Source organism: Azospirillum largimobile (assembly GCF_977007025.2).
Window position 1 is genome coordinate 2263727 of the sequence record NZ_CDRMUA020000001.1, and the last position, 19924, is coordinate 2283650.

19 protein-coding genes and 1 other RNA gene are annotated in these 19924 nt (G+C 67.6%); 13 read left to right on the plus strand and 7 right to left on the minus strand.

The genetic code is table 11. The features are described from left to right. Positions 1 to 81: 81 nt before the first annotated feature. The 4 genes from fsa (at position 82) to ACWPKK_RS10675 (ending at position 4918) form a co-directional block, all read left to right on the plus strand. On the plus strand, positions 82 to 738 hold the full coding sequence (fsa, locus tag ACWPKK_RS10660; RefSeq protein WP_063635338.1) for a fructose-6-phosphate aldolase: 657 nt from the start codon (positions 82 to 84) through the stop codon (positions 736 to 738). Positions 739 to 755: 17 nt separating this feature from the next. Continuing rightward, positions 756 to 1478 (plus strand): DUF484 family protein, encoded by a 723-nt coding sequence (locus ACWPKK_RS10665; protein WP_194909774.1) that lies wholly within the window; start codon positions 756 to 758, stop codon positions 1476 to 1478. Beyond that, the gene (locus tag ACWPKK_RS10670; protein WP_452003605.1) at positions 1475 to 2425 is read left to right on the plus strand and encodes a tyrosine recombinase XerC; all 951 of its coding nucleotides are present in this window, start codon (positions 1475 to 1477) and stop codon (positions 2423 to 2425) included. The genes ACWPKK_RS10665 and ACWPKK_RS10670 overlap by 4 nt, the downstream gene beginning before the upstream one ends. A gap of 363 nt (positions 2426 to 2788) precedes the next feature. Further along, complete coding sequence (locus tag ACWPKK_RS10675) at positions 2789 to 4918, plus strand: methyl-accepting chemotaxis protein (RefSeq protein ID WP_452003608.1); 2130 nt, start codon at positions 2789 to 2791, stop codon at positions 4916 to 4918. 102 nt (positions 4919 to 5020) lie between these two features. Here ACWPKK_RS10675 and lpdA read toward each other — a convergent pair whose 3' ends face one another. Both lpdA and ACWPKK_RS10685 read right to left on the minus strand, forming a co-directional pair. Further along, positions 5021 to 6418 carry a dihydrolipoyl dehydrogenase gene (gene lpdA, locus ACWPKK_RS10680; protein WP_452003610.1) on the minus strand — a complete coding sequence of 466 codons (1398 nt, stop codon included), beginning with the start codon at positions 6416 to 6418 and terminating at the stop codon, positions 5021 to 5023. A gap of 159 nt (positions 6419 to 6577) precedes the next feature. Continuing rightward, on the minus strand, positions 6578 to 7165 hold the full coding sequence (locus tag ACWPKK_RS10685; protein ID WP_452003613.1) for a Uma2 family endonuclease: 588 nt from the start codon (positions 7163 to 7165) through the stop codon (positions 6578 to 6580). A gap of 173 nt (positions 7166 to 7338) precedes the next feature. Between ACWPKK_RS10685 and ACWPKK_RS10690 the strand changes: the two genes are divergently transcribed. Further along, complete coding sequence (locus ACWPKK_RS10690; RefSeq protein WP_014248797.1) at positions 7339 to 7497, plus strand: entericidin A/B family lipoprotein; 159 nt, start codon at positions 7339 to 7341, stop codon at positions 7495 to 7497. 173 nt (positions 7498 to 7670) lie between these two features. On the opposite strand, the gene ACWPKK_RS10695 is transcribed toward ACWPKK_RS10690, so the two are convergent. The 3 genes from ACWPKK_RS10695 to rfaE1 form a co-directional block, all read right to left on the minus strand. After that, the gene (locus ACWPKK_RS10695) at positions 7671 to 8045 is read right to left on the minus strand and encodes a DUF6481 family protein (RefSeq protein ID WP_324869431.1); all 375 of its coding nucleotides are present in this window, start codon (positions 8043 to 8045) and stop codon (positions 7671 to 7673) included. A gap of 188 nt (positions 8046 to 8233) precedes the next feature. Then, positions 8234 to 8443, minus strand: coding sequence for a cold-shock protein (locus tag ACWPKK_RS10700; RefSeq protein WP_149222407.1), 210 nt, complete (start codon positions 8441 to 8443; stop codon positions 8234 to 8236). A gap of 197 nt (positions 8444 to 8640) precedes the next feature. Beyond that, the gene (gene rfaE1, locus ACWPKK_RS10705) at positions 8641 to 10086 is read right to left on the minus strand and encodes a D-glycero-beta-D-manno-heptose-7-phosphate kinase (protein ID WP_452003617.1); all 1446 of its coding nucleotides are present in this window, start codon (positions 10084 to 10086) and stop codon (positions 8641 to 8643) included. 118 nt (positions 10087 to 10204) lie between these two features. On the opposite strand from rfaE1, the gene ACWPKK_RS10710 reads away from it, so the two are divergent. The 3 genes from ACWPKK_RS10710 (at position 10205) to ACWPKK_RS10720 (ending at position 12856) form a co-directional block, all read left to right on the plus strand. Next, the gene (locus tag ACWPKK_RS10710) at positions 10205 to 11674 is read left to right on the plus strand and encodes a sensor histidine kinase (protein WP_452003620.1); all 1470 of its coding nucleotides are present in this window, start codon (positions 10205 to 10207) and stop codon (positions 11672 to 11674) included. A gap of 32 nt (positions 11675 to 11706) precedes the next feature. Continuing rightward, complete coding sequence (locus tag ACWPKK_RS10715; protein ID WP_452003622.1) at positions 11707 to 11982, plus strand: hypothetical protein; 276 nt, start codon at positions 11707 to 11709, stop codon at positions 11980 to 11982. A 91-nt stretch (positions 11983 to 12073) separates the two neighbouring features. Then, complete coding sequence (locus ACWPKK_RS10720; RefSeq protein ID WP_452003624.1) at positions 12074 to 12856, plus strand: methyltransferase domain-containing protein; 783 nt, start codon at positions 12074 to 12076, stop codon at positions 12854 to 12856. A 26-nt stretch (positions 12857 to 12882) separates the two neighbouring features. Here the strand turns inward: ACWPKK_RS10720 and ACWPKK_RS10725 are convergent, their stop codons facing one another. Next, positions 12883 to 13506, minus strand: coding sequence for a ParA family protein (locus ACWPKK_RS10725; RefSeq protein WP_324869435.1), 624 nt, complete (start codon positions 13504 to 13506; stop codon positions 12883 to 12885). A gap of 11 nt (positions 13507 to 13517) precedes the next feature. Further along, positions 13518 to 15122: a CYTH and CHAD domain-containing protein gene (locus ACWPKK_RS10730; protein WP_310111738.1), complete on the minus strand. Its 1605-nt coding sequence runs from the start codon at positions 15120 to 15122 to the stop codon at positions 13518 to 13520. A gap of 294 nt (positions 15123 to 15416) precedes the next feature. Between ACWPKK_RS10730 and ACWPKK_RS10735 the strand changes: the two genes are divergently transcribed. The 5 genes from ACWPKK_RS10735 (at position 15417) to recR (ending at position 19905) form a co-directional block, all read left to right on the plus strand. Beyond that, positions 15417 to 16610 carry a phosphoglycerate kinase gene (locus tag ACWPKK_RS10735; protein WP_452003628.1) on the plus strand — a complete coding sequence of 398 codons (1194 nt, stop codon included), beginning with the start codon at positions 15417 to 15419 and terminating at the stop codon, positions 16608 to 16610. Between the two features lie 218 nt (positions 16611 to 16828). Continuing rightward, positions 16829 to 16926, plus strand: an RNA gene (gene ffs / locus ACWPKK_RS10740) — signal recognition particle sRNA small type. Between the two features lie 104 nt (positions 16927 to 17030). Beyond that, on the plus strand, positions 17031 to 18923 hold the full coding sequence (locus ACWPKK_RS10745; protein ID WP_452003631.1) for a DNA polymerase III subunit gamma/tau: 1893 nt from the start codon (positions 17031 to 17033) through the stop codon (positions 18921 to 18923). Between the two features lie 3 nt (positions 18924 to 18926). Beyond that, positions 18927 to 19250: a YbaB/EbfC family nucleoid-associated protein gene (locus tag ACWPKK_RS10750; protein ID WP_109110420.1), complete on the plus strand. Its 324-nt coding sequence runs from the start codon at positions 18927 to 18929 to the stop codon at positions 19248 to 19250. 61 nt (positions 19251 to 19311) lie between these two features. Beyond that, positions 19312 to 19905, plus strand: a complete 594-nt coding sequence (gene recR / locus ACWPKK_RS10755; protein WP_452003634.1) for a recombination mediator RecR — start codon at positions 19312 to 19314, stop codon at positions 19903 to 19905. The last annotated feature ends 19 nt before the right edge of the window (positions 19906 to 19924 follow it).

Here is a 19924-nt window from a genome sequence, read left to right on the forward strand (position 1 = left end):
GGCACCGGGCGGGACGGCGCGTCGGTCAGCTTTCCGGCGCGGCCGGTTCCGGTCAACATCAGCAAGCATGGACCCTTCGTCATGAAGTTCTTCGTCGACACCGCCGACATCGCCGAGATCCGCGATCTGGCCGATACCGGTCTGCTGGACGGTGTTACCACCAACCCCTCCCTGATCGCCAAGTCCGGCCGTCAATTCCTCGACCTCGTGGCCGAGATTTGCGACGTCGTCAACGGTCCGGTCAGCGCCGAGGTGGCGTCCACCGACTTCGAGACCATGCTCGCCGAGGCCCACAAGATCGCCAAGATCTCCCACCGCGTCGCGGTGAAGGTGCCCCTGACCCCGGCCGGCCTGAAGGTCTGCAAGATCATCTCGTCCGAAGGGACGATGGTCAACGTCACGCTGTGCTTCTCCCCCGCCCAGGCGATCCTGGCGGCCAAGGCCGGCGCCAGCTTCGTGTCGCCCTTCGTCGGCCGGCTGGACGACATCGGCCAGGACGGCATGGGCATCATCAAGGACATCTGCGAGATCTATAACAATTACGACGCCTTCAAGACCGAGGTGCTGGTCGCCTCGATCCGCAACCCGATGCACATCGTCAAGGCCGCCCGCCTGGGCGCCCATGTCGTGACCGCGCCGGCGTCGGTGCTGAAGCAGCTGTTCAACCACCCGCTGACCGACAAGGGTCTCTCCCAGTTCGTCGAGGACTGGAAGAAGACCGGCCAGTCGATCCTGTAAGGCGGGCCGGAGCGATCATGGCCGACAGGGGCCGCGAACCGGGCCACCCCCCGCGTCAGGCGTCGACGCTCTCTTCGGAGGATGTGCGCGCCTATCTGCGGAGCCACCCGGACTTCCTGGCCCAGAACGCCGATCTGGTCCACCACCTGACCCCGCCGTCGGTCGACCGCGGGCGTGGGGTGGTGGACCTCCAGGCCTTCATGGTCGACCGGCTGCGCGCCGAGGTCCGCACCCTCAAGGACCAGCAGCGCGAGTTGATCGGCACCAGCCGGGCGAACCTGAACAGCCAGAACCGCATCCATGCCGCGGTGCTGTTCCTGCTCGACGCGCAGAGCTTCGAGCAGCTGATCCAGACCATCACCACCGACCTCGCGGTCCTTCTCGACCTCGACGTCGCCTGTCTGGTCATCGAATCCAACGGCAGCGACATTCCCCACGTCCACCGATCCGGCGTGCGGGTGGTGGAGCCCGGCGCCATCGCCGAGCGGCTGGGCCGCGCCGACGTGGTGCTGAACACCGACATCCAGGGCGATCCCGAGATCTACGGCCCCGGCGCCGGCCTCGTCCGGTCGGAGGCGCTGATCCGCATCCAGGTCTCCAGCGAGACGCCGGACGGCCTGCTCGCCTTCGGCAGCCGCGAACCGGACACCTTCCACAGCGGCCAGGGCACCGAACTGGTCGGCTTCCTCGCCCGCGTGATCGAGCGGGTGATTCGCGGCTGGCTGGAGCTGCCGGCGTGACCGAACCTGTTTTGGGATTCTCCGCAAAGCCGGACGTTCAGGACGTGCTGGCCCACTGGCGGCGCTGGATGGAGAGCGAGAAGGCGGTTTCCCGACACACCCTGTCTGCCTACACCGCCGATGTGGGCGAGTTCCTGCGCTTCCTCACCGAATTCCGCGGCGGCTCCCCGCCCTCGCTGAACGACCTTGGCGACCTGAAGGCGGCGGATTTCCGCTCCTGGATGTCCAGGCTGGCGATGGATGGGCTGGTCGGGGCCAGCCGGGCACGCAAGCTGGCGGCGGTACGTAACCTGTTCCGCTGGATGGACCGCAGCGGCCGCCTGCACAATCCCGCCGTCGCCACCCTGGCCACCCCGAAGGTCAAGCGCCCCGCTCCGCGCCCGTTGACGGAGATCGACGCCGACCGCCTGCTGGAGGAGGCCGAGCGCGACCGCGAGGAGCCCTGGATCGGCAAGCGCGACCGCGCCCTGTTCACACTGCTCTACGGCTGCGGCCTGCGCATTTCGGAGGCGCTGGGTCTGGCCCGAAAGGACGCGCCGCTGGGCGACACGCTGCGCGTCACCGGCAAGGGCCGCAAGGACCGCATGATCCCCGTCCTGCCGGCCGTGACGGAGGCGGTGCGCGCCTATATCGACAGCTGCCCCTTCACGCTGGCACCCGACGGCCCGCTGTTCGTCGGCACCCGCGGCGGCCGGCTGAACGCCAGCGTCGCCCAGCACCAGATGCAGAAGCTGCGCGTCCTGATGGGCATGCCGGACAGTGCGACCCCGCACGCCCTGCGTCATAGTTTCGCGACCCATCTTTTGGCGGACGGCGGCGACCTGCGCGCCATCCAGGACCTGCTCGGCCACGCTTCGCTTTCCACAACCCAGCGTTACACGGATGTGGAGAACGAGCAGCTGATGAACGTGTACCGCAACGCCCATCCTCGGGCGCGCAAGGGCTGACCGACGCCGGATTGCTCAACCCAATCGGCATATTCTGGTATGCGTCCCAACGTCTGGCCGAACTCTCCATCGAAGCACTCGCAGTTACGCTGCAAATCGCGCAACAATCGAACTGACCGCATTCACTTTTACGTCAATCAAACGCATTCTGCACATTGCAGAATACCCAATAATAATGATTATCAAACTCCCTGAGACTCTAAGACTTTTGTACAGGATATCGGCGAGAAACCCTTATAAACTGTTATCCTTTGCTTAACATTTCAATTTGTTAATGTTACCCCAGCGCGAATCTCACGCGGGGAAACCGAAATGCAAATAAAATCAATCCAATCGAAGATATCCATCCTATCTGGACTTTGCTTGGCCGGCACGGTTGCCGTACTCGTCGGTTTCGGAATCCTGTCGACACGATCCAGCAACGAATTCGTCACGGACAACGTAGAGCGAATTCTTGAGAGCAAGACGACGGAATCCCTGCAGAACCTCGCCGCCACTCAGGCCGGTCTGCTTCGGTCGGAGTTCGACACCGCATTGAACGCCGCCCGGACCATGGCCGCCAGTTTCTCCAGCCTCGCCGATGGCAGCGCGGGCGGCCATGTCCCGTCCGACCAGCGCCGCGACGCCTTCAACGGCGTTCTTCTGTCGGTGCTGAAGCGCAACCCGCTGTTCAACGGCACCTATTCGGCATGGGAGCCCAACGCCATCGACGGCCGGGACGAGGAGTTCCGCAACCGCCGCGAAACCGGCACCGACGGCACCGGCCGCTTCATTCCCTATTGGAACCGCGACCAGAAGGGCCACATCGCCATGCAGCCCCTGGTGGAGTATGACAGCCGCGAGCGCCATCCCAACGGCGTCATGAAGGGTGGCTGGTACATCGGCCCGCAGGAGAACGGGCGTGAAAGCGTGCTCGACCCCCTGCCCTACATCGTGCAGGGCAAGCAGGTCTTCCTGGCGACCCTCTCGGTGCCGGTGGTGATCGACGGCAAGTTCCGCGGCGTGGCCGGTGCCGACTTCAACCTCGACTTCGTGCAGCAGCTGTCGACCAAGGTCAGCGCCGCCGTGTTCGACGGCCGCAGCCAGGTGGTCATCATCAGCAACATGGGCCTGATCGTCGCCCACAGCGCACGGCCCGATTTGATCGGTCAGCCGATTTCCACCTTCGACGCCTCGTGGCAGGCCGATCTGGCGAATGTCCAGGCCGGCAAGGCTCATGTCGATATCGAAGCCTCCACCAACATGCTGCGCAGCTTCGCCCCCATCACCATGGGCAACACCGAAAAGCCGTGGGCGGTGCTGGTCCAGGTGCCGAAGGACATCGTGCTGGCCGACGGCATGGCGCTGTCATCCGCGCTGGGCGAGCGTGCCAATTCCAACATCCTGTGGCAGATCGCCGTCGGCGCCCTGGTCGCGCTTGGCGCCGTCGCGGTGATGTGGGTGGTCGCCGGCGGCGTCGCCCGGCCGATCCGCGCCAGCGTCGCCTTCGCCGAGGGCATCGCCGCCGGCCGCTTCGACCAGACGCTCGATGTCCGCCAGTCCGACGAGGTCGGCGCCCTGGCCGACGCCCTGCGCAAGATGCTGGCGGACCTGAAGCGGATGATCGACCAGCGGGCGGAGGATCAGGCCAAGGCCGACGCCGAACGCCGCGCCGCCATGCTGCAACTGGCCGATAACCTGGAAGCCCAGGTGATGAATGTGGTGGACGGCGTCGACCGTGCGGCCCAGTCGATGACCGGCACGGCCCAGACCATGACCGCCACCGCGACCCAGACCAGCCAGCAGGCCGGCGTCGTCGCCAACGCCTCGCAGGATGCCAGCAGCAACGTGCAGACTGTCGCCAGCGCCACGGAGGAGCTGTCGGCCTCGATCCAGGAGATCGGCGAGCGGGTCAACCGCTCCGCCCAGATCGCCCGCGAGGCGGTGGAGGCTGCCCAGCAGGCCAACGGCCAGGTGCTGAGCCTGACCGAGGCGGCGGAGAAGATCGGCACGGTGGTTCAGTTGATCCAGGACATCGCCAGCCAGACCAACCTACTGGCGCTGAACGCGACCATCGAGGCCGCCCGCGCCGGAGAGGCCGGCAAGGGCTTCGCCGTGGTGGCGCAGGAGGTGAAGAGCCTCGCCAGCCAGACCGCCCGGGCGACGGAGGACATCGCCGGCCACGTCAGCGGCATGCAGCGCGTCACCGACGAGACCGCCAGCGCCATCAAGGGCATCGGCGGCATCATCGCCCAGATCGACGAGATCTCCACCGCCATCGCCGCTGCGGTGGAGGAACAGGGATCGGCCACCGCCGAGATCGCCCGCAACGTCCAGCAGGCCGCCAGCGGCACCCAGGAAGTGACCAAGACCATCGCCGACGTCCGCAGCGCCGCCGTCGAGGCGGGTCATTCCGCCGAGAACGTCCTGTCCGTCTCCGGTGAGCTCGCCAGCGATGCCGGCCGTCTGCGCAGCGTGGTGAACGGCTTCCTGTCGACCATCCGCGCGGCGTGACGAGCGGCCCAAGCGCCATACCAAAAAGGCTCCCCCGCCAAACGGCGAGGGAGCCTTTCGTCGTTACGGACCTTGCGGACCGCGGATCAGATGGACAGGGGATCAGATGTGCAGCGGACGACCGTCCACCGCCAGGGCCGCTTCCTTGACCGCTTCCGACAAAGTCGGGTGGGCGTGGCAGGTGCGGGCGACGTCTTCGGCGGACGCGCTGAACTCCATGGCCAGCACCAGCTCGCCGATCATCTCCGACACGTTCGGGCCGATCATGTGGACGCCCAGCACCTGATCGGTGGAGGCATCCGACAGGATCTTCACGAAGCCGTCGGTGTTGCCGCCGGCACGCGCGCGGCCGTTGGCGGTGAAGGGGAACTTGCCGGTCTTGTAGGCGACGCCCGCGGCCTTCAGCTGCTCCTCGGTCTTGCCGACGGCGGCGACTTCCGGCCAAGTGTAGACGACGCCGGGGACGAGGTCGTGGTTGACGTGGCTCTTCTGGCCGGCCAGCTGCTCGGCCAGCGCGACGCCCTCTTCCTCGGCCTTGTGGGCCAGCATCGGGCCTTCCACCACGTCGCCGATGGCGTAGATGCCTGGCACGTTGGTCTGGAAATGGTGGTCGATCTTGACGCGGCCGCGCTCCAGCTCGACGCCGACCGCCTCAAGGCCCAGCCCTTCGGTGTAGGGGCGGCGGCCGATGGCGACCAGGACGGTGTCGGCCTCGATGGTCTGCGCCTCGCCACCGGCGGCGGGCTCGACCGTCAGGGCCACGCCGGTCTCGGTCACGGACGCGCCGGTCACCTTGGTGCCCAGCTTGAAATCCATGCCCTGCTTGGCGAAGATGCGCTGGGCCTGCTTGGACAGCTCGTTGTCCATGCTCGGCAGCACGCGGTCGAGATACTCGACCACCGTCACCTTGGCGCCCAGGCGGCCCCAGACGGAGCCCAGCTCCAGACCGATCACGCCGCCGCCGATGACGACCAGATGCTTCGGCACTTCCGGCAGCGACAGGGCGCCGGTGGAGGAAACCACGCGCTTCTCGTCGATGGCGATGCCCGGCAGCGGGGTGACGTCCGAACCGGTGGCGATGACGATCGCCTTCGACGCGGTGATCGTGCCGACGCCCTCGACCTCGACGGTATTCGCGGCGGTGATCTTGCCGGCGCCCTTCAGCCAGGCGACCTTGTTCTTCTTGAACAGGAACTCGATGCCGCCGACGTTGTCCTTAACGACCTTGTCCTTGTGGGCCAGCATGCCCGGCAGGTCCAGCTCCACGCCGCCGACCTTGATGCCGAACTTGGCGAGACCGTGGGCCGCTTCCTCGAACTTCTCCGACGCCGCCAGCAGAGCCTTGGACGGGATGCAGCCGACGTTCAGGCAGGTGCCGCCCAGCGTGCCGCGCTTTTCCACGCAGGCAACCTTGAAGCCGAGCTGCGCCGCGCGGATCGCGCAGACATACCCGCCGGGACCGCCGCCGATCACAACGACGTCAAAAGTGCTTTCAGCCATGAGAGGCTTTCCTTTCGCCATTCTTGCTCGTTGCCAAAAGCCGTCCCATCCAGCGGGGAGGGCGCGCGGAATAATCCGCGGGGCGATTTATGCCCGCGCTCACGCCCGGTGGCAACGGGACACTTCGTCTCTGCAAGCAGGGTCGCCTAATGGACGAGGTCAGAACCCGAGGTCGCGGTAAAGCTCGGCCAGCGGTATGTCGAGGCCGGCGGTTTCCAGCACCAGCCGCCCCTTATCCTCCAGCACCTCGGGTGCGGCGGGCCAGAGATTGTCGGCGTCGCGGCGATGCAGCTCCGCCCGGATGATCCGCGAGTCGAGGAACAGGATCTCCCGCACCGACGGCATGGCGGCATAGGCGTGCAGCTTCGCCCGCTGCGCCTTCTCCTCCGTCGGCGACAGGATCTCGATCAGCAGGACCGGTGCCGTGGTGTAGGGGATCTCCGGATCGAAGGGCTCGCAGGTCACCGCGAGGTCGGCGACGCGGTAATTGTGCGTCGGATCGAAGTGCGGACGGACGCCGGCCTCCGACAGGGCGCGGCAGCGGGTTCCGTCCCGCTTGCCCTTCTCCCGCAACGCATCGCGCAATGCGCCGCCCAGGGCGACCTGCAGGGTGCTGTGCGCCGGGCTTGGATGCGCCTGCCCCACGATCTCGCCATCGACCAGTTCGTATTGGGACTCGTCACGGAACTCCATAGCCAGGAATTCGTCGACGGTCGTCAGCGGGGTGAAGCGGCGGGCGAGCGGCATGGCGGTCTCCGGTCCGGGCGCGACGTACGGCAACACCCCAAATGTAATCCATCCCGGCACCGAAGCGAAGGGCACCCCTTTTGCGCAAGCCCCTCCCCGATCGGATCGGGAAACCTTAACGGCCCCGCTTGCGTTCCAGTGGACATCACACAGCCACCGCAACGGAGACCACCATGACCACCGTCAAGAAGTTCGCCCTGCTCGCCGTCCTGGGCACGCTGCTCGGCACCACGCTGGCCGCCTGCAACACCATGGAAGGCGCCGGCCAGGACGTGCAGGCCGGCGGCCGCGCCATCGAGCGTGGCGCCGACAACGTCCAGAAGAAGATGTAACTCAGTATTCAGCACGGCTCCGGAAACCGATCCACCCGGAGCCGACAATGAAAAAGCCATGACCCTCATGCGTTCGATCCGAACCGCATGCGGGTCATGGCTTTTTCAACAACCGCTTTGTTCAACGACCGGATTCGCGGTGCGGATCGATTTCCGACTTCCCGCGATCCGACTCAGCGGTTCCTGGCCTTGCGGGCGGCGTAGCGGGCGTCTCGGGCGGCTTTCGCCTCCGCGGCCGTCGCCACTTGGCGCTTGGCCTGCTCGGCAAGCTCCTGAACCGCCAGAGCCTCGCGGGCGGCCCGTTCGGCCTGTTCGGCCTGCAACACTTCCTGTTCGGCGGCCTTGCGGGCTTCGCGCGCTGCATTGCGTTCAGCCTCGCGGGCCTCACGCGCGACGCGGACGGCCAATCGCGCCTCTTCGCGCTCGGCGAAGACCGGATCGTTCACACCGGGCTGCGCCTTGAACTTTTCCAGCAGCGCCTTTTTCGCGCCGGCGGCCGCACTCAGACGTTCCGAAAGCCCTGCATTCTTAAAGCCGTTCATTTCCATCCATTTCGTGAATTCGGTCGTGAATTGGCCGCGCCCGCAGGCAGGCCATCAAGCAAGTCCCGTATCGGGCAGGGCCACCAAAGGCGGCGATGCGGCGCCGGGGATCAGTGATCCCGGCTGCGGCGCTCCCAATTTCCGGTACGAAAAAGGGCGGCCGGAGCCGCCCTTCCTCTTCGAACCTGCTGCGCTCAGAGCGCGCGCAGGTTCTCGGCCGCAACCTTGCCGCGGCGCGGATCGCGAACAGCGTCGAAGGACAGCTTCTGGCCTTCACCGAGGTTGCTGATCCCGGCGCGTTCCACCGCAGAGATGTGGACGAACACGTCGGCCGTGCCGTCTTCCGGCTGAATGAAGCCAAAGCCCTTGGTGGAATTGAAAAACTTGACGGTACCGATAGCCATGGGTCAGTTCCCTTCCTGGCGTTGCCCTGCGCGAGGTTGCGCAGGCGCATCAATTTCACTTCGGGGAAGAGACCCAAATCCGTGTGACGGATCGGAATAACAAAGCCCAGAGCAACGTCGATTACCCATAGATGGGCCATGCATTGGCCGCTTACAAGTGACAATTCATACCCACGGCGACGGCCCGCCGGATTGTCTCAGCTCTTCATGCGCTTGATGGTGTTGGTCGTGCTCTGTCCTTGGACCAGTTCGGCCAGCACAACCTTGCCGCCATAGCTCTGGACGAAATCGGCCCCCACCACCGTCGCGATGGTGTAGTCGGCGCCCTTGACCAGCACGTCCGGGCGCAGCGCCCGGATCAGCGTTTCCGGCGTGTCCTCGCCGAAGATCACCACCAGATCGACGCAGCCCAGCGACGCCAGCACCGTGGCGCGCGCCGTCTCGTTCTGCACCGGCCGGCTTTCGCCCTTCAGCCGCTTCACCGATTCGTCGCTGTTCAGCCCGACGACCAGAATGTCGCAGGCCGCCCGCGCCTGCTTCAGCAGCGAGATATGGCCGGGGTGCAGCAGGTCGAAGCAGCCGTTGGTGAAACCCACGCGCTTGCCGCGCAGCCGCCAGCGCTCCGCCCGCTCCGCCGCGGTGTCGCGGGTCGCCACCTTCTCCTCACCCTGGCGCCACTCCTGCTCGTGCAGGCCGGACAGCAGCTCGGCCGAGCGGACGACCGCGGTGCCGACCTTGCCCACCACGATGCCGGCCGCCAGATTGGCCAGCCGCGCCGAGTCCACCAGATCGATCCCCACCGACAGCGCGGCGGTCAGCGTCGCCACCACCGTATCGCCGGCGCCGGAAACGTCGAACACCTCGCGCGCCTCGGCCGGCAGATGCACCGCATCCTCGGCCGTCACCACCGACATGCCCTGTTCGCTGCGGGTGGCGACGACGGCGCCGATGCCGCATGTGGCGATCAGGTGACGCGCGGCGGCGACCACCTCCTCGTCCGTCCGGGCCGGCAGGCCGGTGGCCTCCATCAGCTCCTTGCGGTTGGGCGTCACGATGTCGGCGCCGCGATAGCGGCGGTAGTCGCGCCCCTTGGGATCGACCACCACCGTGCGCCCGGCCTGCCTTGCGGCGGCGATCACCGCCATCACCAGATCGTCGGTCAGCACGCCCTTGCCGTAGTCGGACAGGATGACGCCGCCCACGTCGGGCAGCAGTTCGCGCACCCGTTCCAGCACGCGGTCGGCGACGGTGATCGGCACCACCGTCTCGATGTCGGTGCGCAAGAGCTGCTGCTGGCCGGCGATGAAGCGGGTCTTCACCGTGGTCTGGCGCCCATCCTCGATGACGATTGCACCGTCGCTGACGCCCTCGCGCCGCAGCAGGGCCAGCAGGTCGGTGCCGATGCCGTCGCGCCCGACCACCGAGACGAAGCGGCAGGCCGCCTCCAGCGCCACGAGGTTGGCGGCCACATTGCCGGCGCCGCCCAGCTTGGGCACTTCGCGCTCCACGCGCAGGACGGGGATCGGCGCCTCCGGCGACACCCGGTCCACCGAACCATAGACGAAACGGTCGAGCATCACGTCGCCAAGGCAAAGCACGTTGGCGCGCGACAGGGAATCGATGTGACGGGCAAGGTCGCTCATGGCGCCTGTCTTACCAACGCCAAAGCGGTAACGCCAGCGCATCGGAGCCCTGGCGGGGGTGACGCTCGTTTGTCACCGTCGTAGGATGGCGTTCCTGCAACACACGCTCCGTTCCCCCATGCCCCGCCACACCGTCGCGACCAGCCTGTCGGCCAAGCTGCTGGTGCTGACCATCCTGTTCGTGCTGCTGGCGGAGGTGCTGATCTACACCCCCTCTATCGCCCGCTTCCGCATGAGCTACCTGGAGGAGCGGCTGGCCACCGCCCACATCGCCGCATTGTCGGTGGAGGCCGCCCCCGACCTGATGGTGACGAAGGAGCTGCAGGCGAAGCTGCTGGCCTACACCGGAACCCATGTCATCGACCTGATCCAGCCGGGCGCGCGGGTCTACATGCTGTCGCGCCCGATGCCGCCGCAGGTCGATGCCGTGTACGATCTCCGCACCACCGGCATGGGCATGCAGATCGTCGATGCCGGCCACGCCCTGCGTCTTGCCCTGGAAGGCGCCTTCGGGCCGCCGAGCAACCGGGTGATCCGGGTGATCGACCGCTCGCCCAACGACCCCGCCCAGCGCGTCGAGGTGACGATGGACGAGCGGCCCCTGATCGACGCGATGCTGGAGTTCTCCCGCCGCATCCTGGCGGTGTCGGTCGCCATCTCGCTGATCGCGGCGATCCTGGTCTATCTCACGCTGCATGCGCTGCTGGTGCGGCCGATGCGGCGGCTGACCGCGGAGGTCGTCGCCTTCCGCCGCGACCCAGACGGCGCCCCGCCGCTGGTGCCGGGAGCCCGCGCCGACGAGATCGGCGTGGCGGAGCGCGAGCTTGCCGCCATGCAGGGCACGGTGCGCGCGGCGTTGCGCCAGCGCGAACGGCTCGCCACGCTGGGCACCGCCGTGGCGAAGATCAACCACGACCTGCGCGGCATCCTGTCCACCGCCTCCCTCCTGTCGGAACGGCTGACCGAGAGCGCCGACCCGGAGGTGCGGCGGGTGACGCCGCGGCTGGTCGCCTCGCTCGACCGCGCGGTGGAGCTGTGCGGACAGACGCTGTCCTTCACCCGCGACGGCGTCCTGCCGCTGTCCCCTGTTCCCACCGACCTGCACCGTGTGGCGGATGAGGCCGGCGCGGAGGTGCTCGCCACCGTCCACCCCGACGGCGGACGGGTCGAGGCGGAGTGGATCAACGACATCCCCGCCGGCACGCCGGCGCCGGTGGATGCGGCACAGCTAGGCCGTGCGCTGGTCAATCTCGGCCGCAACGCGGTGCAGGCCGGCGCCGGCCGGGTGCGGATCGCGGTCCAGGCCAGGTCGGCGGGCCTGCTGACCCTGACAATCGCCGACAATGGTCCGGGACTGGCGCCGCGGGCGCGGGAGAACCTGTTCCAGCCCTTTGCCGGATCGGCCCGTGCCGGCGGGATTGGCCTCGGCCTCGCCATCGCGCGGGAGGTGCTGCGCGCCCATGGCGGGGAACTGCGGCTGGTGCGCAGCGATGCGGCCGGAACGGTCTTCGCGCTTGACATACCGCAAGGCAACAAGGAAACCGATCCGGTAGATGTTGCAGAGCACAAGTCATTTGTGTCGCATTGATTCCGTGGGTTCCGTCCCGCAGAATCCCTTCAATGACGAAGCGTTCGCGGGAAGCCCGGCGGGGCGGGAGGCGGGCGCTTTCCCTCCACCAACGCCTTGTTCTGAAAGGACTTCGCGACGTGAAAGCCTTCTCCTACTGGATCAATCCCATCCTCGCCGGCCTCATGGCTTTTATCGGTCTGCTCGCCTCCTCGCGCGCGGCGGACGACGCATTCGCCATCGGTGGCCTGATCGTCTTCCTCGGCTGCGTGCTTTTTATCTTCGCGTCGATCGGCCGTTATTTCGACCGCATGGGCTCCGCCCACTGACCGTACGGGCTCCGATCTGCGGAGTCCCGACAGTCGACGCGAAGGCTGGAGGGCGTAAGCCCAACAAAGCGGGTGCCACATGACACACAGCATGGCATGGGACCCTGACGCCTTCGCGACGCTCGATGTCCTGCGCCGCCGTCCCGTCATCGACCTGACGGCGGCGCTTCCCTCCTCCCTCATACCGCGCTCGGTCGTCGATCTCGGCTGCGGCGCCGGGCAGCTGTCCCGGCTGCTGGCGGCGCGCTGGCCCCAGGCCGACGTTCTGGCGGTCGACCATTCGCAGGCGATGCTGCGCTGGGCCGCCGACACGCCGTCGCCCGTGCGCTATCTCCACGCCGATCTGGCGGTATGGCGTCCGCACTGGCCGACGGATCTCGTCATCTCGGCCGGCGGGCTTCAGCATGTGGCCGGGCATGACCGGCTGTTTCCCGAACTGCTGCAATCGCTCGGCCCCGGCGGCGTGCTGGCCGTCGCCCTGCCCCGCCCGCAGGACCAGACCACCCACAGCCTGCTTCTGGAAACCGCCGCCGACGGCCCCTGGGCGGACCGGCTTCATGGCGCCTGGCCCGCGGCTCCGCTGACCGAGGGCCGGGGTTACGATGCCCAGGATTATTACGACTGGCTCGGCGCGGAAGGGGCGTCCATCGAGCTGTGGGAGACCGAGTATTTCCACGTCCTCGACGGCGACGTTCCGCTTCTGCAATGGCTGCATCAGGCGGCGCTGGCGCCGGTGATGGATCGCCTGACCGGTCCCGAACTCGACCGCTTCCTCGCCGCCTACCGCCGCCGCCTGGAGGCCGCCTATCCGGAGCACTCCAGCGGCAACACGCTGATCCCGACCAAATGGCTGTTCGTGGTGGTGCGGGTGTAGGGGAGGCCGCATGTAGCCCCCTTCTCTCAAACCCCGTCGATGTAGCTCAGCAGCGGTTGCCAGTCGCCGCGATGCTCGGCAGCGCGCTTGCCCGGCATGTCGAACAGGCTGAGGCCGCTTTCGGCCGCATCGGCATAGATCTGGCTGTCGCGCAGGCGGGTCACCACCTGATGGCCGATGCCGCCCAGGAAACGGTCCAGCCGGTCGGCGGCCCTGGTGCGGGCGCGCATGCGGTTGCCGACCACCGCCACCGTAGTCTTCTTCTTGGCGATGCGCTTCAACTCATCAAGCTTGGTGAGGAAGCGCTGGGTGGCCTGTTCGTCGAAGGCGCCGGGAAGCACCGGCAGCACGACGACGTCGGCCATCTTCACCAGATCCTCGATCTGCTTGGTCTTCAGCGCGGCGGGCGCGTCGATCACCAGCCGCTTGGTGCCACGCGGCGCATCGGAGAAGTCCTTGGCCCAGTCGAGCCCGACTAGGGTCGGCGCCTGTCCCGGCCGGCGCTCCAGCCAGCCGAGCGAGGAGTGCTGACGGTCCACGTCGGCCAGCACCGTGGGCAGGCCCGCCGCGGCGGAGGCGGCGGCGAGATGGGTGGCGACGGTCGTCTTGCCGCAGCCGCCCTTGATGTTGGCGACGAGGATGGTCAGCATGGGGCCGGACTCTACACCGCTGGGTCCGGCTTCGACCAGAAATGCTTGGTGTCGAGGAAATCATGCCACAGGGCGACCAGCGCCGCTTCGGTGTCGGCAACCCCACGGGCGTGCCAGCCGATGACGATGCCGGCCGCGCGCGGCTCGCCGGGGGCGGAGCGGCTGCCGTCGTCATGCAGCTCGTGCAGAAGCCGCGTCGCCGTCGCCACGTCGTTCAGGTGGCCCAGCGCGTCCTGGAAGGCGGCAAGCTGCTGGATGTAGCGGCGCACCGGCTTGTCGTCATACAGGCTGCGGAAGAACTCCACGGCATAACGCAGCTTCTTCAGGGCAATGCGCAGCTGATGGCGCTGGGCCACCGGCAAATGGGCGAAGCCGTGTCCTGCCCGCTTGGCCTTCTTGTGGCGCTTGTTCAGCAGATGGTCGGCCAGCCCGATCACCGGCTGGAACAGCCGCACCGAATCCTCGCTGACCGGCTGGTCGCGCCAGCCGCGCTTCTCCACCCAGCCGCCGACGCCCAGCAGGAAGGCGGTGTAGCGGTCCGACCGGATCGCCTCGCGCACGCCCTCATAGGCGCGCAGCCGCTTCGCCTCGGCCGCCGCCGCCAGCGTGTCCAGATCCTCCACCGCCGAGCGGCCATGCCCGTCGGCCTTGTGAAAGGCGTCGCGCACCGGGGCCAGCAGTTCCTCGCCGAACACGTCCCAGTCGCGCGCCGGCCCCAGGCTGCCGGCCAGCCACTTGATCTCGCCGACCAGCCAGAGATATTGCGCGGCCGGAATGAAGGGCCGGAACAGTGCGATGGCCGAGCGGAGCCGGCGCAGCGCGACGCGCATCTGGTGCACGCCCTCCGGATCGTCGCCGGCCAGCGTCACCGCTTCGTTCGCGACCATGTGGGCAAGACAGGCGCGCACGATGCGGGCGACCGCCCCTTCCACCGTCGTCTCGGGGTCGAGCAGCAGCTTTTCCGCCTTCAGCGCCTTCTCGGTCGCCCCATTCGCCAGCGCGTGGCCGCGCTCCGCCTTGGTGCGCATCTCCAGCCGCAGCGGTGCCGCCTTCGTCAGCTCCTGCGCCAGATCGTAGAGTGCGGTGGGCGAACCGCTCTTCAACTCCAGTTCCACCTCGCACAGGTCGCTGGACCGACCGTCGGGCAGCAGGATCCGGCCGCGGTCGAAGGCGACCTCGATGGCGGCGGCGTCACCCCCCTCGCCCAGCGTCACGTCCTGGATCGTACGCTCGACGACCGAGGTGAAGACCGGCTGCAGTTCCGATTCGCTGAGCGTTCCCAGCAGTTCGATGGCGGCGCCGTCGGTGATCAGCGTCAGGTCGGGCACGGCGGAGGTCACCGCGCATTCCCATTCCCCGCGTCCCAGCCCGTCCTCGTCCGGCGCGGACTTGACCGTCTGGACATAGCCGTCGCCGGTCTTGCGCACCCGCAACGTCACCTTGCGCGCGGCGAGCCGGCGGTCTTCGGTGTCGTAATAGGTGCTTTCCAGGGTCTTCGCCGTTGCCGGTCCGGTTGCCCGGTCCGCAATGGCGGGAGCGGCACGCAGCGTGTCAAAGTCTTCCGGCTTTGCCGCCAGCTTCAATTCCGTCTCGCGGTTGATGTCCGCCTCAGCCATCGCCTGCGCTTCAACCCCCGTTTTACGGCCCATGGGCCTACAGTTGGGTGTTTGCACAGGCCATGGACAGGGTCAAGTTACGGAAATGTTGCAGAAGCCTGGGGTTGCAGTACCCATCTTCCCCGCATCTTCCTTTCGTTCGTAGCGCTTTGACAGGGGTTGCAGGGTCAATATGCCCCATTTCACCCCACCCTTGGGGCGTTGCAATGCGGTCGGCGCTGTGATTGGGTTCCGGCAAATCGACCGAGGGCCGATCCCGGACGGGAAACGGCCATTATCAGGGGAAGTGTGAAGATGACCGATTTCAACACGATCGACGACCTCGAGGTCAGCGGCAAGACGGTGCTGGTGCGCGCCGACCTGAACGTCCCGATGCAGGACGGCAAGGTGTCCGACACCACCCGCATCGACCGCCTCGCCCCGACCCTGAAGGAGCTGTCCTCCAAGGGCGCCAAGGTCGTCGTCCTGTCGCATTTCGGTCGCCCGAAGAACGGCCCGGACGCCAAGAACTCGCTGCGCAACGTGCTGGATGCGCTGAGCGCCGCCGTCGGCCAGAAGGTCGCCTTCGCCGAGGATTGCGTCGGCGACAAGGCGAAGGAGGCCATCGCCAAGGTGCATGACGGCGCCATCGTCCTGCTGGAGAACACCCGCTTCCACGCCGAAGAGGAAAAGAACGACCCGGCTTTCGCCAAGCAGATGGCCGAACTGGGCGACCTCTACGTCAACGACGCCTTCTCCGCCGCGCACCGCGCCCATGCCTCGACCGAGGGTGTCGCCCGCCTGCTGCCCAGCGCCGCCGGCCGCCTGATGGAAGCGGAGCTGAAGGCCCTGACCCTGGCCCTTGAGAAGCCGGAGCGCCCGGTCGCCGCCGTCGTCGGCGGTGCCAAGATCTCCACCAAGCTGGAGCTGCTCGGCAACATGGTCCGCAAGGTGGACCTGCTGGTTCTGGGCGGCGGCATGGCCAACACCTTCCTGTTCGCCCAGGGCACCGACGTCGGCGCCTCGCTGTGCGAGAAGGACATGGCCGACCAGGCCCGCGCCATCATGGCGACCGCCAAGGAATCGAACTGCGAGATCCTGCTGCCGAAGGACTTCGTCGTCGCCAAGGAGTTCAAGGCCGGCGCCGCCAACCGCGTCGTCGCCTTCGACGCCATCGGCGCCGACGAGATGGCTCTCGACATCGGCCCGGCGACGGTGGAGTACCTGGGCCTGAAACTGCAGGGCGCCAAGACCGTCGTGTGGAACGGCCCGCTCGGCGCCTTCGAAATCCAGCCCTTCGACGCCGGCACCAACGCGGTGGCCGGTCTGGTCGCCGCCCGCACCGAATCGGGCGGCCTGCTGTCGGTCGCCGGCGGCGGCGACACCGTGGCGGCGATGGCCCATGCCGGGGTCGAGGACAAGTTCACCTACGTGTCCGCCGCCGGCGGCGCCTTCCTGGAATGGCTGGAAGGCAAGGAGCTGCCGGGCGTGGCGGCGCTGAAGAAGTAAGGGACGTTCGATTCCACGCAGTCGAAGGGGGGTGCCGCGGCATCCCCCTTTTTTATCGCCTCCACCCACCCCTGGAAGGCAAAGCCCCCATCAGGACCGATCATGGGCGGAACCATAAATTATAGTCCGAAAAATAATCACCCGTAGTCCGCCGGCAGCCCCCGCACACGAACCGTTTCCTCTTGCATCCGCCCGCGCAAATGCCCATAACAGCGGCGGGAGACTGGCGTCGGACGAGTCCCTCGCCAACCCGGTCAGGTCCGGAAGGAAGCAGCCGCAACGAGTTACGGCTCGGGTCGTTCGTCCAGTCTCCCACCCTATCCGAAAATTGCCAGCACGAAACAGACGGCGACAGCGCGGCGCCGGGACGCTATCCTGCGGCCCGCAAATCCCCTCCCGTCGTTTCGACAGGCCAGCCGCGTGACCGATACCACAGTCGACACTCCCGCTTCCGCCCCCGCCACGGCTCCCGCCACCGGGCAGGCCTATCGGGTGCTCGCGCGCAAATACCGGCCGAAGACCTTCGACGAGCTGATCGGGCAGGATGCGCTGGTCCGTACCCTGACCAACGCCATCCAGTCCGGCCGCATCGCCCAGGCCTTCATGCTGACCGGCGTGCGCGGCGTGGGCAAGACCACCACCGCCCGCATCATCGCCCGCGCGCTGAACTGCACCGGCCCCGACGGCACCGGCGGGCCGACGGTCAGCCCCTGCGGCGTCTGCGACAATTGCCGCGCCATCGCCGAGGATCGCCACGTCGACGTGATGGAGATGGACGCCGCCAGCCACACCGGCGTCGACGACATCCGCGAGATCATCGACGGCGTGCGCTATTCCCCCGTCTCGGCCCGCTACAAGCTCTACATCATCGACGAGGTCCACATGCTGTCGAAGAGCGCGTTCAACGCGCTCCTGAAGACGCTTGAGGAACCGCCGAGCCATGTGAAGTTCGTCTTCGCCACCACCGAAATCCGCAAGGTGCCGGTCACGGTGCTGTCGCGCTGCCAGCGCTTCGACCTGCGCCGGGTCGACGCCCAGGTGCTGAAGGAGCATTTCACCCGCATCACCGCCCTGGAGGGCGCCGACATCGAGGGCGACGCCGCCGCCCTGATCGCACGGGCTGCCGACGGGTCGGTGCGCGACGGGCTGTCGCTGCTCGATCAGGCCATCGCGCTGGCCGCCGGCACCGTCACGGCGCAGCAGGTGCGCGACATGCTGGGTCTGGCCGACCGCACCCGCGTCATCGACCTGTTCGAGGCCGCCGTCTCCGCCCGTCCCGCCGAGGCGATGGACATCCTGGCCGACCTGCACCGTGTCGGCGCCGATCCGGTGGTGATCCTCCAGGACCTGCTGGACCTCGTCCACAACCTGACCCGCCTGAAGGTGGTGCCCGACAGCGCCAACGACCCCTCCCTGCCGGAGGCGGAGCGCACGCGCGGCGCCACCCTGTCGACCAAGCTCGGCATGCCGGCGCTGACCCGCGCGTGGCAGCTGTTGCTGAAGGGGCTGAACGAGGTGCAGGCCGCCCCGGTGCCGCAGCAGGCGCTGGAGATGGTGATCGTCCGCCTGTCCTACGCCGCCGATTTGCCGACGCCGGGCGAGCTGATCCGCCAGTTCCAGGCCCAGCAGGCCAATGGCGGAGCCAACGGGGGGGGAGGCGCCCCGATGGGCCGCGGCCCCGGCGGCGGCGGCGGTCCCGTCGCGGTCGCCAGCCAATCCACTTCCATGGCGACGCATGCGGTTGCCCGCCCGATGGGCTCGGCCCAGCCGCAGAGCGCTCCCATGGCGCAAGCCGCCCCTGCCCCCGTCGCCGTCCCGGCCGGCGAGGAGCTGTCGCCGATGCCGCACGACTTCCGTGCGCTGGTGCAGCTGTTCTCCGACCGGCGCGAAGGCGCGCTCTACGGCTATCTGATGGAAACGGTGCAGCTGGTCCGGATGGAGCCGGGCCGGCTGGAACTGAAGCTCCGCCCCGCCGCCCCGCCGACCCTGCCGGCCAAGGTCGGGCAGTTCCTGACCGAATGGACCGGCCATCGCTGGATCGTCGCCCTGTCGGAAGGCAACGCCCAGCCGACGCTGGCCGAGCAGGGCCAAGCCGAAAAGCGACGCGCGCTGTCGGAGGCGGAGGCCAACCCGGTGGTGCGCGCCGTGCTCGACGCTTTTTCCGGTGCGAAGATCATCGACATCCGCGACCTCGCCGAAGTTGCCGCGGCGGAGAGTGCGGTGGTTGCGGATGACGGCGAGACACCCGATTTCATGGTTCAGCAGCAGGACGATGGGGTCTACTACCCCCTCGACGACGAAGGAGAGTACTGACCGATGAAGAATATCGGCAACATGATGAAGCAGGCCCAGCAGATGCAGGCCAAGATGCAGGAAATGCAGGCCAGCCTGGAGCAGGTCGAAGTGACCGGCCAGAGCGCCGCCGGCATGGTCGTCGTGACCGTCAACGGCAAGAGCGAGATGAAGAAGGTCAAGCTCGACAAGTCGGTGGTCGATCCCGAGGACGTCGAGGTGCTGGAGGACCTGATCGTCGCCGCCTTCAACGACGCCAAGAAGAAGGTCGAACAGCACGTCGCGGACGAGACCTCGAAGCTGATGGGCGGCCTGAAGCTGCCGCCGGGCATGAAGCTGCCGTTCTGAACTATTACAGTATCTGTGAAAATCCCCTCTCTCCGGAGGGGAGAGGCGGATTTGCACATCCATGATCGGACCTGAAATCGAACGCCTGATCCAGTTGCTGTCCAAGCTGCCGGGGCTCGGTCCCCGGTCGGCGCGGCGGGCGGCACTGCATCTGATGAAGCGGAGGGACAGCCTGCTGGTTCCCCTGTCGGAGGCGATGGCGGCGGCCGGCGAGTCGATCCGCGCCTGCTCCGTCTGCGGCAACCTGGACAGCCGCGATCCCTGCACCGTCTGCTCCGACCCCACCCGCGACCGCTCGGTCATCTGCGTGGTGGAGGATGCCGGCGACCTGTGGGCGCTGGAACGCACCCGCGCCTTCCGCGGCACCTACCATGTGCTGGGCGGCCTGCTGTCGGCCTTGCAGGGCGTCGGCCCCGACGACCTGAACATCGCCGGCCTCGCCGAACGCGCCAAGGACCCGGCGGTGCACGAGATCATCCTGGCCTTGAACGCCACCGTCGACGGCCAGACCACAGCCCATGTGGTGACCGACCGGCTGACCGAGTCCGACGTGTCGGTCTCGCGTCTGGCGCACGGCGTCCCGGTCGGCGGCGAGCTGGACTATCTCGACGACGGCACGCTGACTGCCGCACTGAAGGCAAGGCGGCCGTTGTAGCCGCGGCCGCGCGGCCCCC